Source organism: Streptomyces sp. NPDC005151, from assembly GCF_053599875.1.
In genome coordinates this window covers 29,003-46,023 of sequence record NZ_JBSFYR010000003.1, presented here as the reverse complement: position 1 = coordinate 46,023, position 17,021 = coordinate 29,003, and the positions used below count along the sequence as shown (strand labels likewise).

15 protein-coding genes and 1 pseudogene are annotated in these 17,021 nt (G+C 67.5%); 9 read left to right on the top strand and 7 right to left on the bottom strand.

The genetic code is table 11. The features are described from left to right. Nucleotide 1: 1 nt before the first annotated feature. The 3 genes from ACWD6R_RS03160 to ACWD6R_RS03150 all read right to left on the bottom strand — a co-directional run bounded on the left by ACWD6R_RS03160 (nt 2) and on the right by ACWD6R_RS03150 (nt 5,489). Nucleotides 2–1,081, bottom strand: a complete 1,080-nt coding sequence (locus tag ACWD6R_RS03160) for a restriction endonuclease subunit S (protein WP_451817105.1) — start codon at nt 1,079–1,081, stop codon at nt 2–4. A gap of 170 nt (nt 1,082–1,251) precedes the next feature. Continuing rightward, nucleotides 1,252–3,261 (bottom strand): type I restriction-modification system subunit M, encoded by a 2,010-nt coding sequence (locus tag ACWD6R_RS03155; RefSeq protein ID WP_451817104.1) that lies wholly within the window; start codon nt 3,259–3,261, stop codon nt 1,252–1,254. Nucleotides 3,262–3,338: 77 nt separating this feature from the next. Beyond that, complete coding sequence (locus ACWD6R_RS03150; protein WP_451817103.1) at nt 3,339–5,489, bottom strand: N-6 DNA methylase; 2,151 nt, start codon at nt 5,487–5,489, stop codon at nt 3,339–3,341. A gap of 216 nt (nt 5,490–5,705) precedes the next feature. On the opposite strand from ACWD6R_RS03150, the gene ACWD6R_RS03145 reads away from it, so the two are divergent. From ACWD6R_RS03145 to ACWD6R_RS03115, 7 genes are all read left to right on the top strand, one after another. Next, nucleotides 5,706–6,932 carry a DNA sulfur modification protein DndB gene (locus ACWD6R_RS03145; protein WP_451817102.1) on the top strand — a complete coding sequence of 409 codons (1,227 nt, stop codon included), beginning with the start codon at nt 5,706–5,708 and terminating at the stop codon, nt 6,930–6,932. Nucleotides 6,933–7,026: 94 nt separating this feature from the next. After that, nucleotides 7,027–7,581 (top strand): hypothetical protein, encoded by a 555-nt coding sequence (locus tag ACWD6R_RS03140; RefSeq protein ID WP_451817101.1) that lies wholly within the window; start codon nt 7,027–7,029, stop codon nt 7,579–7,581. 93 nt (nt 7,582–7,674) lie between these two features. Continuing rightward, nucleotides 7,675–8,001 carry a hypothetical protein gene (locus ACWD6R_RS03135; RefSeq protein ID WP_451817100.1) on the top strand — a complete coding sequence of 109 codons (327 nt, stop codon included), beginning with the start codon at nt 7,675–7,677 and terminating at the stop codon, nt 7,999–8,001. A 575-nt stretch (nt 8,002–8,576) separates the two neighbouring features. After that, nucleotides 8,577–8,975, top strand: coding sequence for a hypothetical protein (locus ACWD6R_RS03130; protein WP_451817099.1), 399 nt, complete (start codon nt 8,577–8,579; stop codon nt 8,973–8,975). 52 nt (nt 8,976–9,027) lie between these two features. Beyond that, nucleotides 9,028–9,501, top strand: coding sequence for a hypothetical protein (locus tag ACWD6R_RS03125; RefSeq protein WP_451817098.1), 474 nt, complete (start codon nt 9,028–9,030; stop codon nt 9,499–9,501). Between the two features lie 41 nt (nt 9,502–9,542). After that, a complete protein-coding gene (locus ACWD6R_RS03120) occupies nt 9,543–10,037 on the top strand; it encodes an excalibur calcium-binding domain-containing protein (RefSeq protein ID WP_451817097.1) in 495 nt (164 codons plus the stop codon). A 416-nt stretch (nt 10,038–10,453) separates the two neighbouring features. Next, nucleotides 10,454–11,140: a hypothetical protein gene (locus ACWD6R_RS03115; RefSeq protein WP_451817096.1), complete on the top strand. Its 687-nt coding sequence runs from the start codon at nt 10,454–10,456 to the stop codon at nt 11,138–11,140. 336 nt (nt 11,141–11,476) lie between these two features. Here ACWD6R_RS03115 and ACWD6R_RS03110 read toward each other — a convergent pair whose 3' ends face one another. Then, nucleotides 11,477–12,319: an ABC transporter permease gene (locus tag ACWD6R_RS03110; protein WP_451817095.1), complete on the bottom strand. Its 843-nt coding sequence runs from the start codon at nt 12,317–12,319 to the stop codon at nt 11,477–11,479. Between the two features lie 126 nt (nt 12,320–12,445). After that, nucleotides 12,446–13,471, bottom strand: coding sequence for an ABC transporter substrate-binding protein (locus ACWD6R_RS03105; RefSeq protein ID WP_451817211.1), 1,026 nt, complete (start codon nt 13,469–13,471; stop codon nt 12,446–12,448). 260 nt (nt 13,472–13,731) lie between these two features. Between ACWD6R_RS03105 and ACWD6R_RS03100 the strand changes: the two genes are divergently transcribed. Next, nucleotides 13,732–14,517 (top strand): ABC transporter ATP-binding protein, encoded by a 786-nt coding sequence (locus tag ACWD6R_RS03100; RefSeq protein ID WP_451817094.1) that lies wholly within the window; start codon nt 13,732–13,734, stop codon nt 14,515–14,517. A gap of 2 nt (nt 14,518–14,519) precedes the next feature. Beyond that, nucleotides 14,520–15,464, top strand: a complete 945-nt coding sequence (locus ACWD6R_RS03095) for an LLM class F420-dependent oxidoreductase (protein WP_451817210.1) — start codon at nt 14,520–14,522, stop codon at nt 15,462–15,464. 383 nt (nt 15,465–15,847) lie between these two features. Here the strand turns inward: ACWD6R_RS03095 and ACWD6R_RS03090 are convergent, their stop codons facing one another. Then, nucleotides 15,848–16,327 (bottom strand): ATP-binding protein, encoded by a 480-nt coding sequence (locus tag ACWD6R_RS03090; RefSeq protein WP_451817093.1) that lies wholly within the window; start codon nt 16,325–16,327, stop codon nt 15,848–15,850. A 127-nt stretch (nt 16,328–16,454) separates the two neighbouring features. Continuing rightward, nucleotides 16,455–16,787 (bottom strand): annotated as a pseudogene (locus ACWD6R_RS03085) (amino acid permease); the annotation flags it as partial. Between the last annotated feature and the right edge of the window lie 234 nt (nt 16,788–17,021).

The following is a 17,021-nucleotide window of genomic DNA, read 5'->3' as shown; positions in this document are numbered from 1 at the left end:
GCTACGCGCTCACTCCGTCCGTTACGTTGCGCCCGCTGGCGCTGGAGACGTCGAACTGGCCGGTTACGGCGGCGGTGATGAGGGCCTGGCGGCGCTCGGTCGCCAACACCTTGGAGCGTTCAACTGCATCGCGGAGCGGGCGCAGCTTGGTGATCCACTTCCCGATTTCCCTTTGCTCTGAGGCCGGGACCACGGGGACAGGAATCCTCCCGAATAGTTCCCAGTTGCGAAAGTCAACCGCCCGCTCGCGAGTGCTAGTTGCAAAATTTCCTAGATATCCCTGAAGGGCAAGAAGCCGCAGGAGCCTACCGATGAAATGCGCGTCTCCATCTCCAGATGGGACGCACACATGGTAAACGGGACTGCAGTTCCCATTCGCTTCAGAGGTTCCGATGGCTCCAGCAAAGCCATCGAGACCATGGATCACGACGTCCCCTGCCTGGACGTGCTGCCCCTGTGGCTCGGTCGATGAGGAGAGCGTGTAGCCCTCAGCCCGCCGCTGACCACGCTCCGTCACCTGACCATCTCTGAAGGCAGTGATGACGCCATGGTTCGCAACAGCCGGCCGGACTGCCTTCGTCATGATTCTGCGAATCGGCAAAATGGGGGCACCCGTCAAGTACCGCACAAGTTGACTTGCTCCTACCCACTCCAAGATGCGACTGTTGATTCGCTCTTCCATAAGCGAAACGAGTCTAGTTTTCTTGAAGATGAGGTCGTCAATCTTCCCAATCTCGGCGTCGAGGAATTCGGCGATTCGGCGCTGTTCCTCCAGCGGGGGAACCGGTAGCCGGATATCTCGGGCCACTTCTAGATTGATACGAGCGCGTGTCGAACCACGAGTCAGCGTGAGCACCTGTCCAGAGACAAATGACGAACTCAAGGCCCAAGCGGTATATTTATGGATTAGACGGCTCTGGTCAAGTCGAACGCGAAAGCAATCCGCCTTCACGATCGATGGCCCCAAGTCATTGGGCGCTACACATGCGCGCCCAACTGGATGATTACCATCTCCGAGACCAGCGATCAATAGGTCCCCGGGCTTCACTTCATGGCGCCGAAGGTTCTTGAAATAGTCCATGGGGATGAAGGCAGCATCGCCATCTTTGAAGCGTGCTGGGCCGATATTTCCGAGACGAATTACTCGTGCCCCATCATCGGAGTAATGGCTACTTGTTAGAGAACTCCCAAAGGGTCCATCAGTGATCTCCCGGATATATCGCCTCAGGGGAGCCTCAGGGTAAACGGAGCTCATCCTGTCACCTCGCCCAGCAGCGCCTGGATTTCGGCCTCCAGGGACTTCAGCTCCGCGTCGATCTCCGCCAGCGGCCTCGGCGGCTTGTACACGTAAAAGTGCCGCGTGACAGGAATCTCGTACCCGATCTTCGTCTTTGTGTGGTCGATCCACGCGTCCGGGACGTGCGGCAGTACTTCGCGCTTGAGATAGGCCTCGACGTCCTCGTCGAGTGGCACGTTCTCGTAGTCGCGCAGGTCCGCGTCCGCCTCCGGCTCGCCCTTGACTTTCTGGACCTCGCCCTCGGGGTCTCGCACCCCAACCGTCTCCCGTACAGCCTTCGCGAACGGCGCGCCCGACGGCCACAACAGGCCGGCCGCGACCACCGCATCCTTGAGAGCGATGAACGCCTCGGACTTCGTCGCCCACGTTGAGCCGAGCAGCGTACGCACCGCCGCCACGAACTCCGCGCTCCGCTCAAGCTTTTCCACCGGCTTGGCCTCCGCCAGCGCCGCCAGCGTCTCCTCCGTCACCTCGAAGCGCAGCTTCAACGGCCGCTCCACCGTGATGCGCTGGTAGCCGAAGTCCTCGTTGTCGAAGACCTTGACCTTGCCGTGCAGTGGGTGCTCGGCGTCCTTCGCGACCTGCACCGCTTCCGCGTACAGCCGGGTGATGTCGGCGATGTGGTTGGGGCGGCCGTTCGTGCCGTCGCCGAGCTCCTTGCGCTTGTCGCCGAGCGACTTTCGCATCCTCTGCCAGGAGTCGCGCGCGTCCAGCAGAACGACCTTGCCCTTGTGGTCGGCGTCCTTGCGGTTCGTCAGGATCCAGAAGTATGTGGAGATGCCGGTGTTGTAGAACAGCTGGTCCGGGAGGGCGACGACCGCCTCCAGCCAGTCGTTCTCCAGGATCCAGCGGCGGATGTTGGACTCGCCGGACTCGGCCGCGCCCGTGAAGAGCGGGGAGCCGTTGAAGACGATGGCAATGCGGGAGCCGCCCCCGCCATTGACATCCACCGGCTTCATCTTCGAGATCATGTGCTGGAGGAAGAGCAGCGAGCCGTCATTGATGCGCGGCAGCCCGGCGCCGAAGCGGCCGGCGTCGCCGAGCGACTTGTGCTCGTACTCGACGTCCTCCTTGACCTTCTTCCACTCCACACCGAACGGCGGGTTGGCCAGGATGTAGTCGAACTTCCGGCGGGAGTGGCCGTCGTCGGAGAAGGAGTTGCCGAAGGCGATGTTCTCCGGGTCCTGGCCCTTGATCATCAGGTCGGACCGGCAGATCGCCCAGGACTCGGGGTTGAGCTCCTGCCCGTACACCTCGACCGTCGCGTCCGGGTTGAGGGCCTTGATGCGGTCGTCGGCGGCGCTGAGCATGCCGCCGGTGCCGCAGGCCGGGTCCATGACCGTGCGGACGACACCCGGCAGGCTGAGGGCGTCCGCGTCCGGTGCCACCAGCAGGTTGACCATCAGCTTGATGACCTCGCGAGGAGTGAAGTGCTCACCCGCGGTCTCGTTCGACTGCTCGGAGAAGCGGCGGATCAGCTCCTCGAAGATGTAGCCCATGTTGTGGTTGGGCACGACATCAGGGTGCAGGTCGAGGTCGGTGAACTTGCCGATGACCTGGTAGAGGAGGTTCGCGCTATCGAGCTTCCTGACCTGCTGGTTGAACTCGTACTTGTCGAGGACCTCGCGGGCGTTCTCGGAGAAGGCGCCGACGTAGATCTGCAGGTTCTTCGCCGCGTTCTGCGGGTCGGCCGCGATCTTCCGCAGTGTGAGGTCGCTCTTGTTGTAGAAGGAGTGGCCCGAGTCGCGGCGCAGGAAGTGGTCGGTGTCGATCTCCTGGCCCGCGAACTTGGCGACGGTCTCGACGACCTTGTCGCGCGTCGGTTCCAGGACGCATTCCAGGCGGCGCAGCACCGTGAGCGGCAGGATGACCTTGCCGTAGTCAGACTGTTTGTAGTCGCCGCGCAGGAGATCGGCGACGGACCAGGCGTGGTTCGCCAGCTCCGTGTGCTTACTGCTGTTCAACGCGTTCCCTTCGATGGCCCGCCCGGCTGGGGCGGTTGGGATCCAGTGTGATCGATATGTGAAGACGGTGTTGCCGTTCAGGCCAACTGGCTCTCGGACGGCGGGAGTAGCGCCCCGGCCGTCAGGCCGGTGAGCAGTGCCTGTGCCGTCTCCTCGGCGAGTGCGGCTGTCCGCCGGGCGGCAGTGCGCAGTTCGTAGGCGCGGCGGAATGCTGCCCCGTACCGCCGCTGCTCCTCCAGCGGCAGGAGCGGCACGCGGAGCCTGCCTGGCGAGACATGCAGGATGGTGCTGCCCGTGGACGCTCCGGCGATGTTGTCCTCGGCGCCGAGGAACCCCGCGAGGAACCAGGGGTCGAGCCGTGCCGGGTCCGGCCGCAGCAGGTGAATGTGGTGACCGAGCAGGGCTTCGGTGTCCGCCTCATCCGCGACGCGGGCCATGATGCCGTTGCCGCCGGCGACGCCGCGTACGAGAACATCACCCGCGGCGACGGTATGCGCCGCATCGGTACGAAGGTCCTCCGCCGTGCCCGACGGGCGTGCGCCGCTGCTGATGTCGGATGCGGTGAGTACCGGGCGTTCCGCGCCGTCCGTGTCCGGGCTCCCGGTTCGGGCATCCCCACGGCCGGCAGGGACTGCCGCCCGCAGCAAGGAGAGCGCGCCTCCTCGGGCAAGGTCGGAGACGGTGGCCGTACGCCACGCCCGCGAGGAGTCCGTGGCTGCCTTCCACGGCCCGTAACCCGCCGCGCTCTCAAGGACGTCGAGGGAAGCGGCGAGCAGCTTGCGCCGTTCTTCCGTGCGCTGTGCCACCTCTGCCGGATCGATGTCGATGGGTGCGGCACGCACCTGTCGGGCCGGGGTGACGTCGACGAGATCGTCGACGAGGGCAATGGTCGGCACGGCCCGCGCGATACCCGGTACGTCGGTGAAGGATTCCGGGTCGTCCGTATACGCGGTCCAGTGGCCGAGGACCTCGTCGGACAAGGTGCTCCAGTCCACGCCCGTGCGACGATGCCGCAGCCGGGAGTACGCGGCCCGCGGTGAGCTCGGCGGGCCTTCGTGTTGGTCTCCGCTCACGTCCACGAACAGGACGGACTTGCTGTCCGTGCCACCCGGCTCGGGGCGCTGAAGGACCCACAGGTGCAGGCCGATGTGCAGGGGCGCGGAAGCGCCGATGGGCAGGCCGACGACGGCGCGCAGCGCACCGCTGCGTACGAGTTCGGCGCGAATACGGCGGCCCGAGGCACGGGCGGCTGTGGCCGGCGGCAACACCATCACCGCGCAGCCGCCGGACTCCAGATGCGCCAGCGCGTGTTGCGTCCAGGCCAGCTCCGACTCGATCCGCGGCGGCACACCGTAGGCCCACCGCTGGTCGTACGCGAGCTCCTCGTGCCCCCAGTCGCGATCGCCGTACGGCGGATTGCAGAGCACGCCCCCGACCCTCAACTCCGGAAAGGCGTCGGCACGCAGGCTGTCTCCAGTGTGCACACTGACCTGCGCATCCGGCGCCGACAGCAGCAGGCGTACGGCGCTGCGCTGAGCCTGTACGGGCAGCGAGTCCTGGCCGTACAGCTCGGTCGCGCCCCGCCGGGCCGCTGCCGTGAGCAGCGTGCCACTGCCGCACGCCGGATCGAGGACGCGTGCCGTGCGACCGGGGAGGAGCCGCGCCATGAGGGCCGCGAGCCCCCGAGGTGTCTGATACGTACCGCTGGAGGCGGTGTCGTCCAGTTCACGTTCGGCGAGGACGTCGAGAGCGCTCTGGGCGTCCTCATCGCGTACGCAGCGAATCAAGGCACGGAGAGCGCCGACATCGTCCGCACGGAAGTGAACGGCCTCCGCCTCGGGGACCGAGCCGGCCAGCTCCGCTGTCGCGCTGTCGGCCTGGGCGATGACGTCGGAGTCCGGCAGTTCATCAAGAGCGGTGAGCTCGTCCGCGCTGCGCCGTGACGTCGCGAGGACGAGAGGGAACAGGCGTGCCGCGACGCCGGCCCCCGACCCATGGAGCCGCAGCACGGTACGCAGCTCCTCGGACGGTGTGGCGGCGGACGACTGGCCGCGCGCCTCCAGCCATCCCCGTACCGCCTCCAGGTCGTAGAGCGGACTGGTGTCAGTGCCGCCCGACGGGGTCGGGAAGTCGTCGTGCCGACGGCGCCAGTTGCTGACGGTGGCGCGCGTGACACCCGCGATACGGGAGATTTCGGCGGCGGTCACCTGGGCTGATGGCTGTGGCATGGGTTCCTGAGCCTCTCGAGAGCGAACAGTAAACACCCTACAGCGGGCGTCAAATCCGTCAAGACGTTTGACAGTGCTTTCACGATGATGCTTATCTGGTTGAGCTTCCGGTTGGCAGCACTCGTCACGGCATGAGCCCGTGGGGTGCTCGCTGCCCTGCCGGTAGCGCGGTGCAGAGACATGCACCGCGCTTCTGATCCCGAGGGGGGACACACCGTGCACATCACCCTGCCGACCACGGTCGTCGAAGGAATCCAGCTCACCGTCATGCCGTTCCGTGCGGACGCCGTGATCGGGACCATGTCCGTGCCGACGCTCGTCCAGCTCGTTCCTTCGCCCCGCCGTGAGGAGGACACCAAGACGCTCAAGACCGCGTCCGGTGCGGTACGGCGCCATGCCGAGTTGCGGGCCCTGGTGCAGCGGGCGCTGAAGTCCACGCAGAAGGGGAAGAACGTCGGCTCCTACGCCGAGTACATCGCCGACGGCGTGAAGGGGGAGCTGGGGGCCGGCTGGTCCACGCCGCCGATCACGTTCTGGCATGCCGGACCGCTCGCCGCCCTCAGCGACGAACTCCTGCCCGGCACCGGACTGCGGACGTTGACCATCACGCCGGGCACCTGCGTCGTCGCCATCGACGGCGAGACGCCGACGACGGCCTGGCACGAGCTCTACGACGACCCCGAGAGGTACGGCCTCACGTACGCCGAACTCGCCCAGGTGCGCGTCCCCTTCGAGCTGTACGTCGACCTGTCCGTCGCCGACGCGCGGCAGATCTTCTACGACCGCAATGTGCAGGGCGTCGTCGTCGCCAAGAACCTGGCCATGTCCATGGACCAGCGGGACTTCGCGACCCGGCTCGCGCACCGTGTTGCCGACGCTGTGAAGGTCGACGTCGACGACAAGCTCGTACCGTTCACGAAGCTCGTCAACGCCAGCAAGCGGCAGGTCGGCAAGACCGACCCGGAAGTCGTCACCCTCTCCGCGCTGCGCGCCCTCGTCATCGCGGCGATCTACGGGCGTACTGGACTGTCCCGCTCGGCGGAGACCGTCCACGAGGACGAGCTTCCCGCAGGGACGAACGCCGAGCGGGTGGAGGGGAGCGTCGTCCCGCTGCTGGCCCGGCTGATCTCCGACCACTTCCCGCACTTCGCCTCGCGCAGCGCCATCACCGCGCCGGCCGTACTCGCGGGCCTCGGCATCGCCGTGCACCAGGCCACCCCGTGGGCCGACCCGATGAACGCGCTGGGCGCCGAGGACCTGCACCGGCTCCTTGCCGACATCCAGTGGGACCGCGAGGCCCGCTACTGGGACGGCGTGGCCGCCAAGGCGGGCGCCACCGGCCGCCTCAACTTCAGTGGCGGCGTCAAGGACTCCGGCGGCCGGGTCGCCGACGCGATCCTGTACCCCGGCACCGAGGCGGGGCGCAGGATCCGCGGCCAGTAGCACCGGATCTCACGCACAGCACCAGCCCGGCCCGCCGTTCCGGCGGGCCCGGTATCCCGAACCAACCCGGCATCACGCCTACTTGGAGCACACCATGAACTCTCCGCAGTACCAGGGTCCCGGACCGTACAACACACCCCAGCACGCCGTCCCGGCCCCGCCTGTCCCCTTGCCGCACAAGCCCTCGCGCGGCAAGGCATGGCTCACACACGGCGCGGTCGCCCTCGTCGCCCTGTTCATCGGCACGGGCATCGGTTCCAGCGGGGACGCCGACGCAGACACCAAGGCCGGCGCCTCCGCGAAGCCCGGGCCGACGGTGACCGCGACCAAGACCGCCGAGGCCGATCCCGCGCCGACCGTGACCAAGACGGTGACCGCCAAGCCGAAGAAGACCGAGGAGGCCGGTCCCGCGAGCAGCTTCGGCGGGGACGGGGAGTACCTGGTCGGCGAGGACATCAAGGCGGGGACGTACAAAACCGCAGGCTCGGACGGTTCGTTCGGCTGCTACTGGGCCCGGCTCAAGGACGCCAGCGGAGAGTTCGACGCAATCATCGCCAACAACAACCTGGAAGGCCCGGGTCGGGTGACGCTCAACAAGGGCGAGTACTTCCAGACCCAGCGCTGCCAGGAGTGGAAGAGGGTCGGCTGAGTGGCCGGCGCATCACCTTCACCGTCGCCTCCGCATGACCATCGCCGCCGCGACAGCGAACCCGGCAACGCATCGATAAGAGGGAGGGGCTGCTTGGACACGACTGGTGAGCCGGAACTGGCTGTGTATCAGCGCCACCTGACACAGCTGCTCCAGGGCGACGACCGGCAGAACTTCCGGGCCCTGATGGTCCAGGTCCGGCACATCACCACTCGGTCGTACGAGACCAGTCTCTACGACCACCAGCAGACCTTCCGTCTCCTCTGGCACCACCTGGAGCACACCGGCCACCTGCGCCGCGCCCACCACGACGCCCGCGATCGTCTCGCCACCGGACGGGTGACCGCGGAGGAGGCCGAGGAGCTCGAACTCTTCCTCACCCTCTACGCCCGAATCCGGGCCGGCGGCGCCACCGGCTGACCAATCACCCGCAGCACTGTCAGGGGGCCCGGTACCGCCCGTCCCACGCCCGACATTGCGTCGCCGCGGCCTGCCCTGCCATCGCCATCGTGACCACGAGGGACCACCATGGGACGCCGCTCCCCACTCACCCACGCAACTCGCCCCGCGACCGGGGCTCACCGACAGGTGTGCTTGAACGACAAGGTGAAGGCTGTCTCCGGACCGGTCGTCCTGGCCACGGACGCCTCCGTCGGGCCCGACAGAGTCGCATCCGGCTACCTCGCCACCACCGGCCATACGGGGCTGCGCGCCCACGTCTACCCGCGATACCTCGTGCACGCCCATTCCCGTGTCGTAGTGACAGAGCTCCGTTCCGTTTACTGGGGTCTCAAAGCGGTGCTCGCCGCGCACCCCGGCCAACCGGTCGAAGTACGGGTCGACAACCTCCAGGCCTTGCGACACCTGCACGATTGGCGGCAAGGCGGGATGGACATGCCCGCGGGGTACGACACCCATCTGCGCTCGCAGGGACACAAACCCAGCGCGCCAGCACGGCGCGCAGCAGCAAATACCCGCCAAGGAGAACACCCACCATGAAGGTGTCCCGCCACACCATCGCCACCGCTCTCGTCGCCGTCGCCGCGCTCGCGCTGACCGCCTGCGGCCCCGAGACGGACAACAAGCCCGCCAGCCCAAAGCCCGACTATACGATCGTCTCCCAGAAGTCGTCCGGGGCCTCCGTGGAGGTCGTCGTCGAGGTCGGCACCACGAAGGGCCTGCGCGCCGTGTTCGACCACGTCGCCAGCAACCTGACCAAGGAAGCCGGGTACTTCATCTCGATCAACTGTTCCACCGGTGGCACGGCCAAGGTCGACAACCGGCTCGCCAACGGTCGCAAGGCCGTCGGAAACAAGGGCGTGGCCGCGACCGGCATGAAGGACGGCGAGGTCGAGTTCGAGGCCAACAAGGGCCGCACCTGCCCCGCTGCCTGACCTGCGCTCGTCTCTCATCAGCTCTCATCAACCGTATCCCTTGGGGGGGATCATGAACCGCAGTATCCGCACCACCGTCCTGGCCGCCGTCGTCGTCACGGCCGCCGCCCTGCTCACCGCATGCGAGGGCACCGAGACAACCGCCCCGGCCGTGACCGTCACCGCCACGCCGTCGCCCTCCGAGACCAAGTCCGAGGCCGACAAGGCGCTGGAAGAGGCGCAGGAGCACAACGAGAAGAACCGCGAGGACCTGAAGGCGTCCATCGACGCCGCCGCTTCGGAGGATGCGGCCAGCGCCGAGAAGGCCGAGCTGCCGAATGTGGTCGGCATGGACCTGCAGGCCGCGCAGGACACCGCGCAGGCCGCCGGGTTCTTCCTCCTCGACGACCAGGACGCCAGCGGCCAGGGCCGCCTGCAGATCCTCGACCGCAACTGGACCGTCTGCAGCCAGGACCCGGCCCCGGGCATGCACCCCACCAGCGGCCTCGTCACCCTGTATGCCGTCAAGGACACCGAGTCCTGCTGACTCTGTTCTCCACTCACCACCACAAGTCCCTAGGGGGGACCATGAGTAACCCGTACAACCAGCCCGGCCCCCCCGGCCCGGCGCCTCACATGTCGCCCGCCCCGGCCGCGCCGGACGCCCGCCCGCTGTACAAGCGCAAGCGCGTGTGGGCCGGAGGCGTGCTGCTGCTGCTCGTCGGCACCAGCTGCGGCGCCATGGGCGCCGACGACAACTCCAAGACGGCCGCCGCTGAGGCGAAGCCCGGCCCGACCGTGACGGCGACGGCGACCGTGACGGCGACGCCGACGCCGACGGTCACTGCCAAGGCCAGGCCCGCGCCGACGGTGACCAAGACCGTGACCGCCACGGCGACGGTCACGGTGACCAAGGAAGCGGCCGACTACGGCAGCAGCTCCAGCGATGGCAGCGGCAGCGTCTACTACTCCAACTGTGCCGAGGCCCGCGCGGCCGGGGCTACGCCCGTGCACCGGGGAGAGCCCGGCTACGGTGCGCACCTCGACCGGGACGGCGACGGCACCGGCTGCGACTGGGGGTAGACCTCAACCGCTGCGCCCCGGCCTGGGGAACCGGGGCGCAGCGGTTGGTTCCCACACCCCTAGTACTCCAGCCGGACTTCCGTATTTCCGCAGGTCAGCGGCATCGTCAAAGACGTCCAAAACTGACATAGTGTCAGTTATGGGCTCCTTCGCACCGCGCTCACAGGAGGAATCACAGCCTGCGACTCAAGGCGGGCGCGTTGTCGGCGGGGACGCACGACTTCACGAGTGCCGAACTCCGTGCAATCTGGGATCGGACCGCCGTCGCCTTTATGTAGCGTTTCGCAAGGAGACTGTTCAGCCCGCGCCCTCACCGCAAACTGGCACCCGAAACAGTCCGCCCGAGCTCGGCGGCGGACAAAGGGAAGCGGCTTGACAGCGAGACGAGCCAGCTGCGGGCAGCGCGCGACGCGTTGGTGGACCAAGCGCATGAAGCACAGGCAGCGGAGGATGTCGAGGCTGCAGAACAGACAGCACTCCTCCTCGACCAATTGGCCGGGAGCGGAGAAGCCACGGTCGCGCTTGACGAGCTCATCGCATGGATCGTGGAGAGGAGGGCCGAAGAGCTCTACGCGACATCGCAAGATTTGTCGTCTCTCCTGGATCGACTCGACAGTGAGGGAGACGACTTGCATCCCGATCAGCTGAGACGACTCCTGAATCGGGCCGAGGAACTGGCGGAGCTCGCGGGGGTCGAGGTGGTCGGAGACGATCGCCGCCATATCGAGCAATGGCGCGATCACCTGACCATGCTGAACAAGCGTCCCACTCTGTCGGAGACACTGAGCTACGCGGCAGCCGTACGCCCCGTCCTCGAAAAATACGCACGCCAGGCCCGTACGACCACCTGGTCAGAGCTCGGCAAACGGGTCAATCGCCGGTTGGCGTCACTGCACCCCGACGACAAGGTGGCTGTCCTGGTCGAAGTGGACCGAGAAACGCCTGAACGCAGGCCGCTCTACTCGGTGCTCATCGCGGGACAGGGCAACCGCCCGCACTCGCTCCTTCCTCAGGTGCTCTTCAACCTCGATCGTCCGGTCCCGCCGGCTGAAGCGATACACATGCACTGGTGCATGGCGCTGGACCACCATCGGGTCCTGTGACCTCAGCTGGTCGGCCGCCCGATGTCAGCGTCTTGGCCTGGCTACTCCAAGGAGGCCCAGCACCGGGCGACTTCGCCTGTCACACGCTGCAATCGTCATCCACCAACACGCGCTGGACGTGGACCAGTCACTGAAGTTCCCCCCAAGCCCCGAGTTCCATCCACGCCGGATCCTGCGCACCCGCGTCCTTGGCGGCACCATCAATGAGTACCGATACGCTTGACGTGCAGCGATGACTTTCCGAGCCCCACAGGTTGAGCCCTTTTGCAAGATGCGCATAGAGACTTCTGACCTTCGTGGAATTTTTATCGGCACGCACAAGGTCACCAGCCATGGTCAGCCGCGCGAGGTGGTTTCCCGGACCCAGGGCAGCGCGAACCGCTCCATCAGCACCAATGCGAAGTAGAGCAGTATGCTCATGAGCCCGATCAGGATGATCGCCGCCCAGGCACTGGCGGTGTCGCCGACCCCGCCGGCCTGCACGATCAGATAGCCCAGCCCGCTCTCACCGGCCTGGAACTCGCCGATGACCGCGCCGATCGCGGCGAGCGGCATGGCCACCTTCAGCCCGACGAAGATCTGCGGCAGCGCGGCGGGCAGCCGTACCTTCCGGAACGCCTGCCAGCGCGAGGCGTCCAGCGAGCGCGCCAGCTCGGCCAGGTCCGCCGGGGTCGACGTGAGGCCGGTCGCGGTGGAGAGCACGATCGGGAAGAAGCAGAGCAGAAAGACCATGGTCAGGACCGGCTTTTGTCCCCAGCCGAGCGCCCCCACGAGCAGCGGCCCGAGCGCGATCTTCGGAACTGCGTTGACGGCGACCAGCAGCGGCGTGAACATCCGCTCCAGTAATGGGGAGCCGGCCAGGGACAGTCCGATCAGAACTCCGCAGGCGGTGGAGAGCACGAAGCCTACAAGCGTCTCCACCGTGGTGTCGCCGGTGTGCTCCAGGAACCGGGCCGGGGCTGCTGTGAACGCCGAGAGCACGGCACCGGGCGGAGGCAGAACCACCGGGTGGACCATCTCCAGCACCGACGTGAGCAGCCACCACACCCCGAGGGCGACCAGCAGCCCGGCCGAGGGCAGCAGCACGGCGCCGGCCCCCGCCCTGCGGTGTAGGCCGGATCGCGGCACCGGCTCCGGGCCCGCCGCTGAGGTCTGCTGCGACGGCGAGAGTTCGGTCATCCCATCCTCCTCGGGCCGCCCCGGCACCTCCTCTTACTCGGGCCGCTCAGCGCGGAGTCGAGGCGGTAGTGCCGGTGTTCCCCGCCGGCCGCCGGCAGGGAACGCACGTTCGGGCAACCAGTGTGATCAGGCTTTCGGTACGAGGTCGAAGTCGATGATCTGCGCAGGGGTCATGCCCTGCGGCAGCGCACCCGCGTCCTGCAGGATCGCGATGCTTCTCGCGACCCGTCCGGAGTCCAGCGTCCCGATCGCGGTGCCGGAACCGCCAGGCGTGACGTACGCGGCCATCAGATCCAACTCGGCTGCCGCAGCAGCCGGGTTCGTGGCGTCCACATTGCGCTTCAGGATCTCGGCGGCCTCCTTCGAGTTGGCCAGGCTGTACTCCAGGCCCTTGAGCAGCGCGGTGGTGAACCGCTTCACCATCTCCGGCTTCTGCTCGGCGATCTTCGTCGAGGTGATCAGTACGTTTCCGTAAAGATCGGGCATCACGTCGCTGTACGGCAGCAGGACGGCCTTCTTCTTGGTCACCGCCTCGATGGTCGGCTTGCCCACCACGAACTGGCCGATGCCGTCCACCGAGCCGCTGGCGAGCGTGCCCATCAGGGTCTGCGCGTCGCCGTTGACCCAGGTCACCTTGTTGGCGTCCATCCCGGCCAGTCGGGCGTACGTCGGGAAGAGGTTGCGTACGACGGAGCCGGGTGTGTCGGCGAGACGCTTGCCCTCGAGGTCCTTCGGGGCGGCGATGCCCTTGCCCTCGGTGGTGGCGATCGCGGCCATGGTGCGCTGCTGGATGGCGGCCACCGCGACGAAGTCCTTCGCCTGGCCGCTGCCCATGTGCAGCAGACCACCCGTCAGGTCGATCGGGCCGAAATGCGCCTGGTCGCTCACGACGGCCGGAATCACGCCGCCGGTGCCCTGGCCCGGCTTGATGTCCACGTCGAAGCCGGCCTTCTTGAAGAATCCCTTGTCCTTCGCGACCCAGGCGTACGCGTCCCGGCCGAAGTTGCCGAACGAGGTCAGGTAGGTCACCTTCTCCAACTTCGTGCCGCCCGCATCGGCAGCCGTGTCGGAGTCCGATCCGCCGCACCCCGAAGCCAGCCCCAGCGCCGTGGCCAGGGCCACCGCGGCGACCGTACGGGCGAGTCTGTTCATGTGCACCGTATTGTCCTTTCCGACCGCGGACCTGCGTCGGCGGAGGGGGTCGTCGAGACAGAACGGCGTAACGGAACCGCCGGAGTACATGACACTTCGCGCGGGTAACAGCGTACGAGAACCCCGCCTGTGTGACACCTGGTACGAAGAATTTACTGACAGGACGACAGGTACCGCTGAGCCGCCTGATCCGGCTAACCTGACCGGGAGTTACGAACCGGCCGCATTGTTCATCGCCAGTGGATGGGGGAGACCGCCGGATGATCAGACTCACCGGTGCGTCCCGGACCTTCACCGGCCGGTCCGGTTCGACGGTGGCGCTCCAGGGCGTCGACCTCCACATTGCCGAGGGCGAGTTCGTGGCGGTGGTGGGCCGGTCCGGATGCGGCAAGTCCACACTGCTCCGGCTGATGGCCGGACTGCTGCCGGCCACCGAGGGTGAGATCACCATCGGCGGCGATCGAGTCACCGGAGCCCGGCGGGACGTCGCCATGCTGTTCCAGCGGCCGGCCCTGCTGCCCTGGCGGTCCGTTCTCGACAACGTCCTGCTGCCCGTGGAGATCTTCGGCTGGAGCAAGGCCGAGCACCGCGCCCGGGCGCACCGGCTGCTGGAAACGGCCGGCCTGGGCGGATTCGAGAAGCACCGGCCGCACGAGCTCTCCGGCGGTATGCAGCAGCGTGTCTCGCTGTGCCGGTCGCTGATCGGCGAGCCCCGCGTGCTGCTCATGGACGAGCCGTTTTCCGCGCTCGACGCACTCACCCGCGCGGAACTCGCGGTGGAGCTGCAGCGGGTCCACATGGAGAACTCCGCCACCGTCGTCTTTGTCACCCACTCGATAGACGAGGCCGTGCTGCTCGCTGACCGTGTGGTGGTGCTCAGCCCGCGCCCGGGCCGGATCCGCAAGGTGGTCGACGTCGACATCCCCCGGCCGAGGACGCTGGGCCGTACCGCGCATCTCGGCGAAGTGGCCCGGTGCAGCGCCGACCTGCACGAGCTGCTGATGGAACGGGACATGTCGGCGCCGACCGGAACGGAAGGGCGATGACCGTGCGGATCTGCGTCTTCACCGAGCCGCACCGCGGCGCCGACTACGACGATCAGCTGCGCTTCGTACGACTCGTCGAGGCCGGCGGGTTCGAGGGCTTCTTCCGGGCCGACCACTACCAGGCGATGGGCGCCGATCCCGGGCTGCCCGGCCCTACCGACGCGTGGCTGACGCTGAGCGCGCTCGCCCGGGAGACCTCCCGGATCCGGCTGGGCACCCTGGTCACGTCGGCCACCTTCCGGCTGCCCGGCCCGCTGGCCGTGATGGTGGCGCAGGTCGACCGGATGAGCGGCGGGCGGGTAGAGCTGGGCATCGGCGCCGGCTGGTACGAACGGGAGCACACCTCGTACGGCATCCCGTTCCCGGCCGTCGGCGTGCGCTTCGACCAGCTGGAGGAGCAGCTGGCCGTGATCACCGGCCTGTGGCGGACACCGGTCGGCGAGAGTTTCAGCTACCGCGGCGACCACTACCGGCTGGTCGACGCGCCCGCCCTGCCGAAACCGGTGCAGGTGCCGGGGCCGCCGATCATCGTCGGGGGCCGCGGCCCCAAGCGCACCCCGGCGCTGGCCGCCCGGTATGCCGACGAGTTCAACATGCCCTTCAAGTCGGTGGCAGAGACGGCGCAGGCGTACCAGCGGGTGGCCGAGGCATGCGACCGGACCGGCCGGGCCGACACCGGTCGGCCACCGCTGGTGCTCTCGGCCGGTGTCGTGGTCGCGGTCGGCCGTACCGACGCGGAGGCGCAGCGGCGGGCCGCCCCGCTGCACGTCAAGAGCGCGCTGCCGCCGGAGGATCCGGTGGTCGGATCCCCGGCCCAGATCGTCGAGCGGCTCGGCGAGTTCGCTGCGATCGGCGCGAGTCGGATCCATCTGCGACTGACCGACTTCACTGACCTCGACCACCTGGAACTCATCGCGAGTGAGGTGCTCCCGCAGCTGGGGACGTGAAACCCGGGGCACCTTGCGCTTGCCGAAAACCTCATCCCCCAGGTGAAGAGCGCGCCGGTAGCCCCTGCGTTTCACTTGCGGCGGTGTCCGGATCTTGAGCGGGAAAGCGAAAGTGCCTTCTGAGCTGCAATGCCGGTGACTTACCGCGTTTCCGCAGGTCGGGTGAGGTATCGAGTGACTCTGAGTGTGTAGTGGACGATACTTGGAGTGCGGGGCTGGTCCCGTTTCCTGACCTCGAAGGTGTTTTTGATCGGCTTCTTGATGCGCTGGCACTGCCGGTTGCGGACGGTGCCCACATCCCGGTTGACGGCGGCCAGCCGCAGGCGGGGCTGTGGACGGATTTGGGCCGGCAGGGCGGGGCGGCTACGTGAGGGGATGAGCGCCTACGCCAGTCCTACGTCCAGTACGGCCCAAACCGTCTTGCCAGGTCCGTCGACGCACGGATACCAGCCCCAGCGGTCGGTGAGTGCGGCCACCAGGAGGAGGCCGCGGCCCGCATCCAGGTCGTCCGACGGTTCCGTGAGGGCGGGGATGCTCTCGCCGCGTGAGTCGGTGACCTCCACGCGCAGGGTCGCGCCCTCGGCGGAGAGCCGGAGACGGAAGTCGCGGCCGGGTACGCGCCCGTGACGTACGGCGTTGGCGCTGAGCTCCGCCACGATCAGCGTCAGCACGTCGTGGACGTCGCTTCCGTACGGGATGCCCCACGTGTCGAGACGTTCCCGGATACAGACGGTACGGTTTCCACGGGCCGTCGCCGTCAGTTGCGGCGCACCGAGCCCAGAACTCGTTGAACTTGACGATGTCGAGGCCCCCGGGCGGCCCGCCGGCGAGCAGGAGACTGAGATAGTCGCCGAATGCTCCATACCCGAACAGCTCGACCAGTCTTTTGTAGTCACCGGGCAGGGCTGTTCCGAGCCGGGTCTCGGCCGTCGTCCAGTCGACCACGTCGCCCCGTTCCCGTGACCATCCGGTGACGGCGATGTCAGCGTCCCCGAGCGCGCACACCCCGCAGGTGAGCAGAATGCCGCCGTAGGGGACCTGGCTGCGGTTCATCCTCGCCGTGAACTTCGGCGCCGAGCCCGCCATCGCCATGGAGCGCAGGATGCGGCCGGTGGAGTAGAGGCCTGAGTTCAGCGAGGACATCGCGGCGGTCAGGACGACGAGGTTCATCACGTCGCCGGCCGCCGAAACGCCGATCTTCGACAGGACGGTGACGAAGGGGCTCTCGCCCGCGGAGTAGACCGAGCCCGGCAGCAGCAGCGTGAGCAGGACCACCGAGCCGACGTAGAACAGGCCCACACGCCACATGATCGACGTGCATGCAAGTGGGAACCCGCACACAGGGATCGAAGTTGCGACAGTTCTTGCAACGATCCTTCGAGATCTCCCTCGATGAGACCGGAGGATACCTGCTCCGCTAGTTGATATATCTGCAGAGCGTGGCGCGGCCCCGGCCGGTGGTGTCCGGTCGGGGCCTCGGGGGGCGTGCGCTTCGGGTGCGTGACTTGGACGTGCGACGGCCCCGCCCAGGCAGTTGGAATTCCGGAGACGACGCAA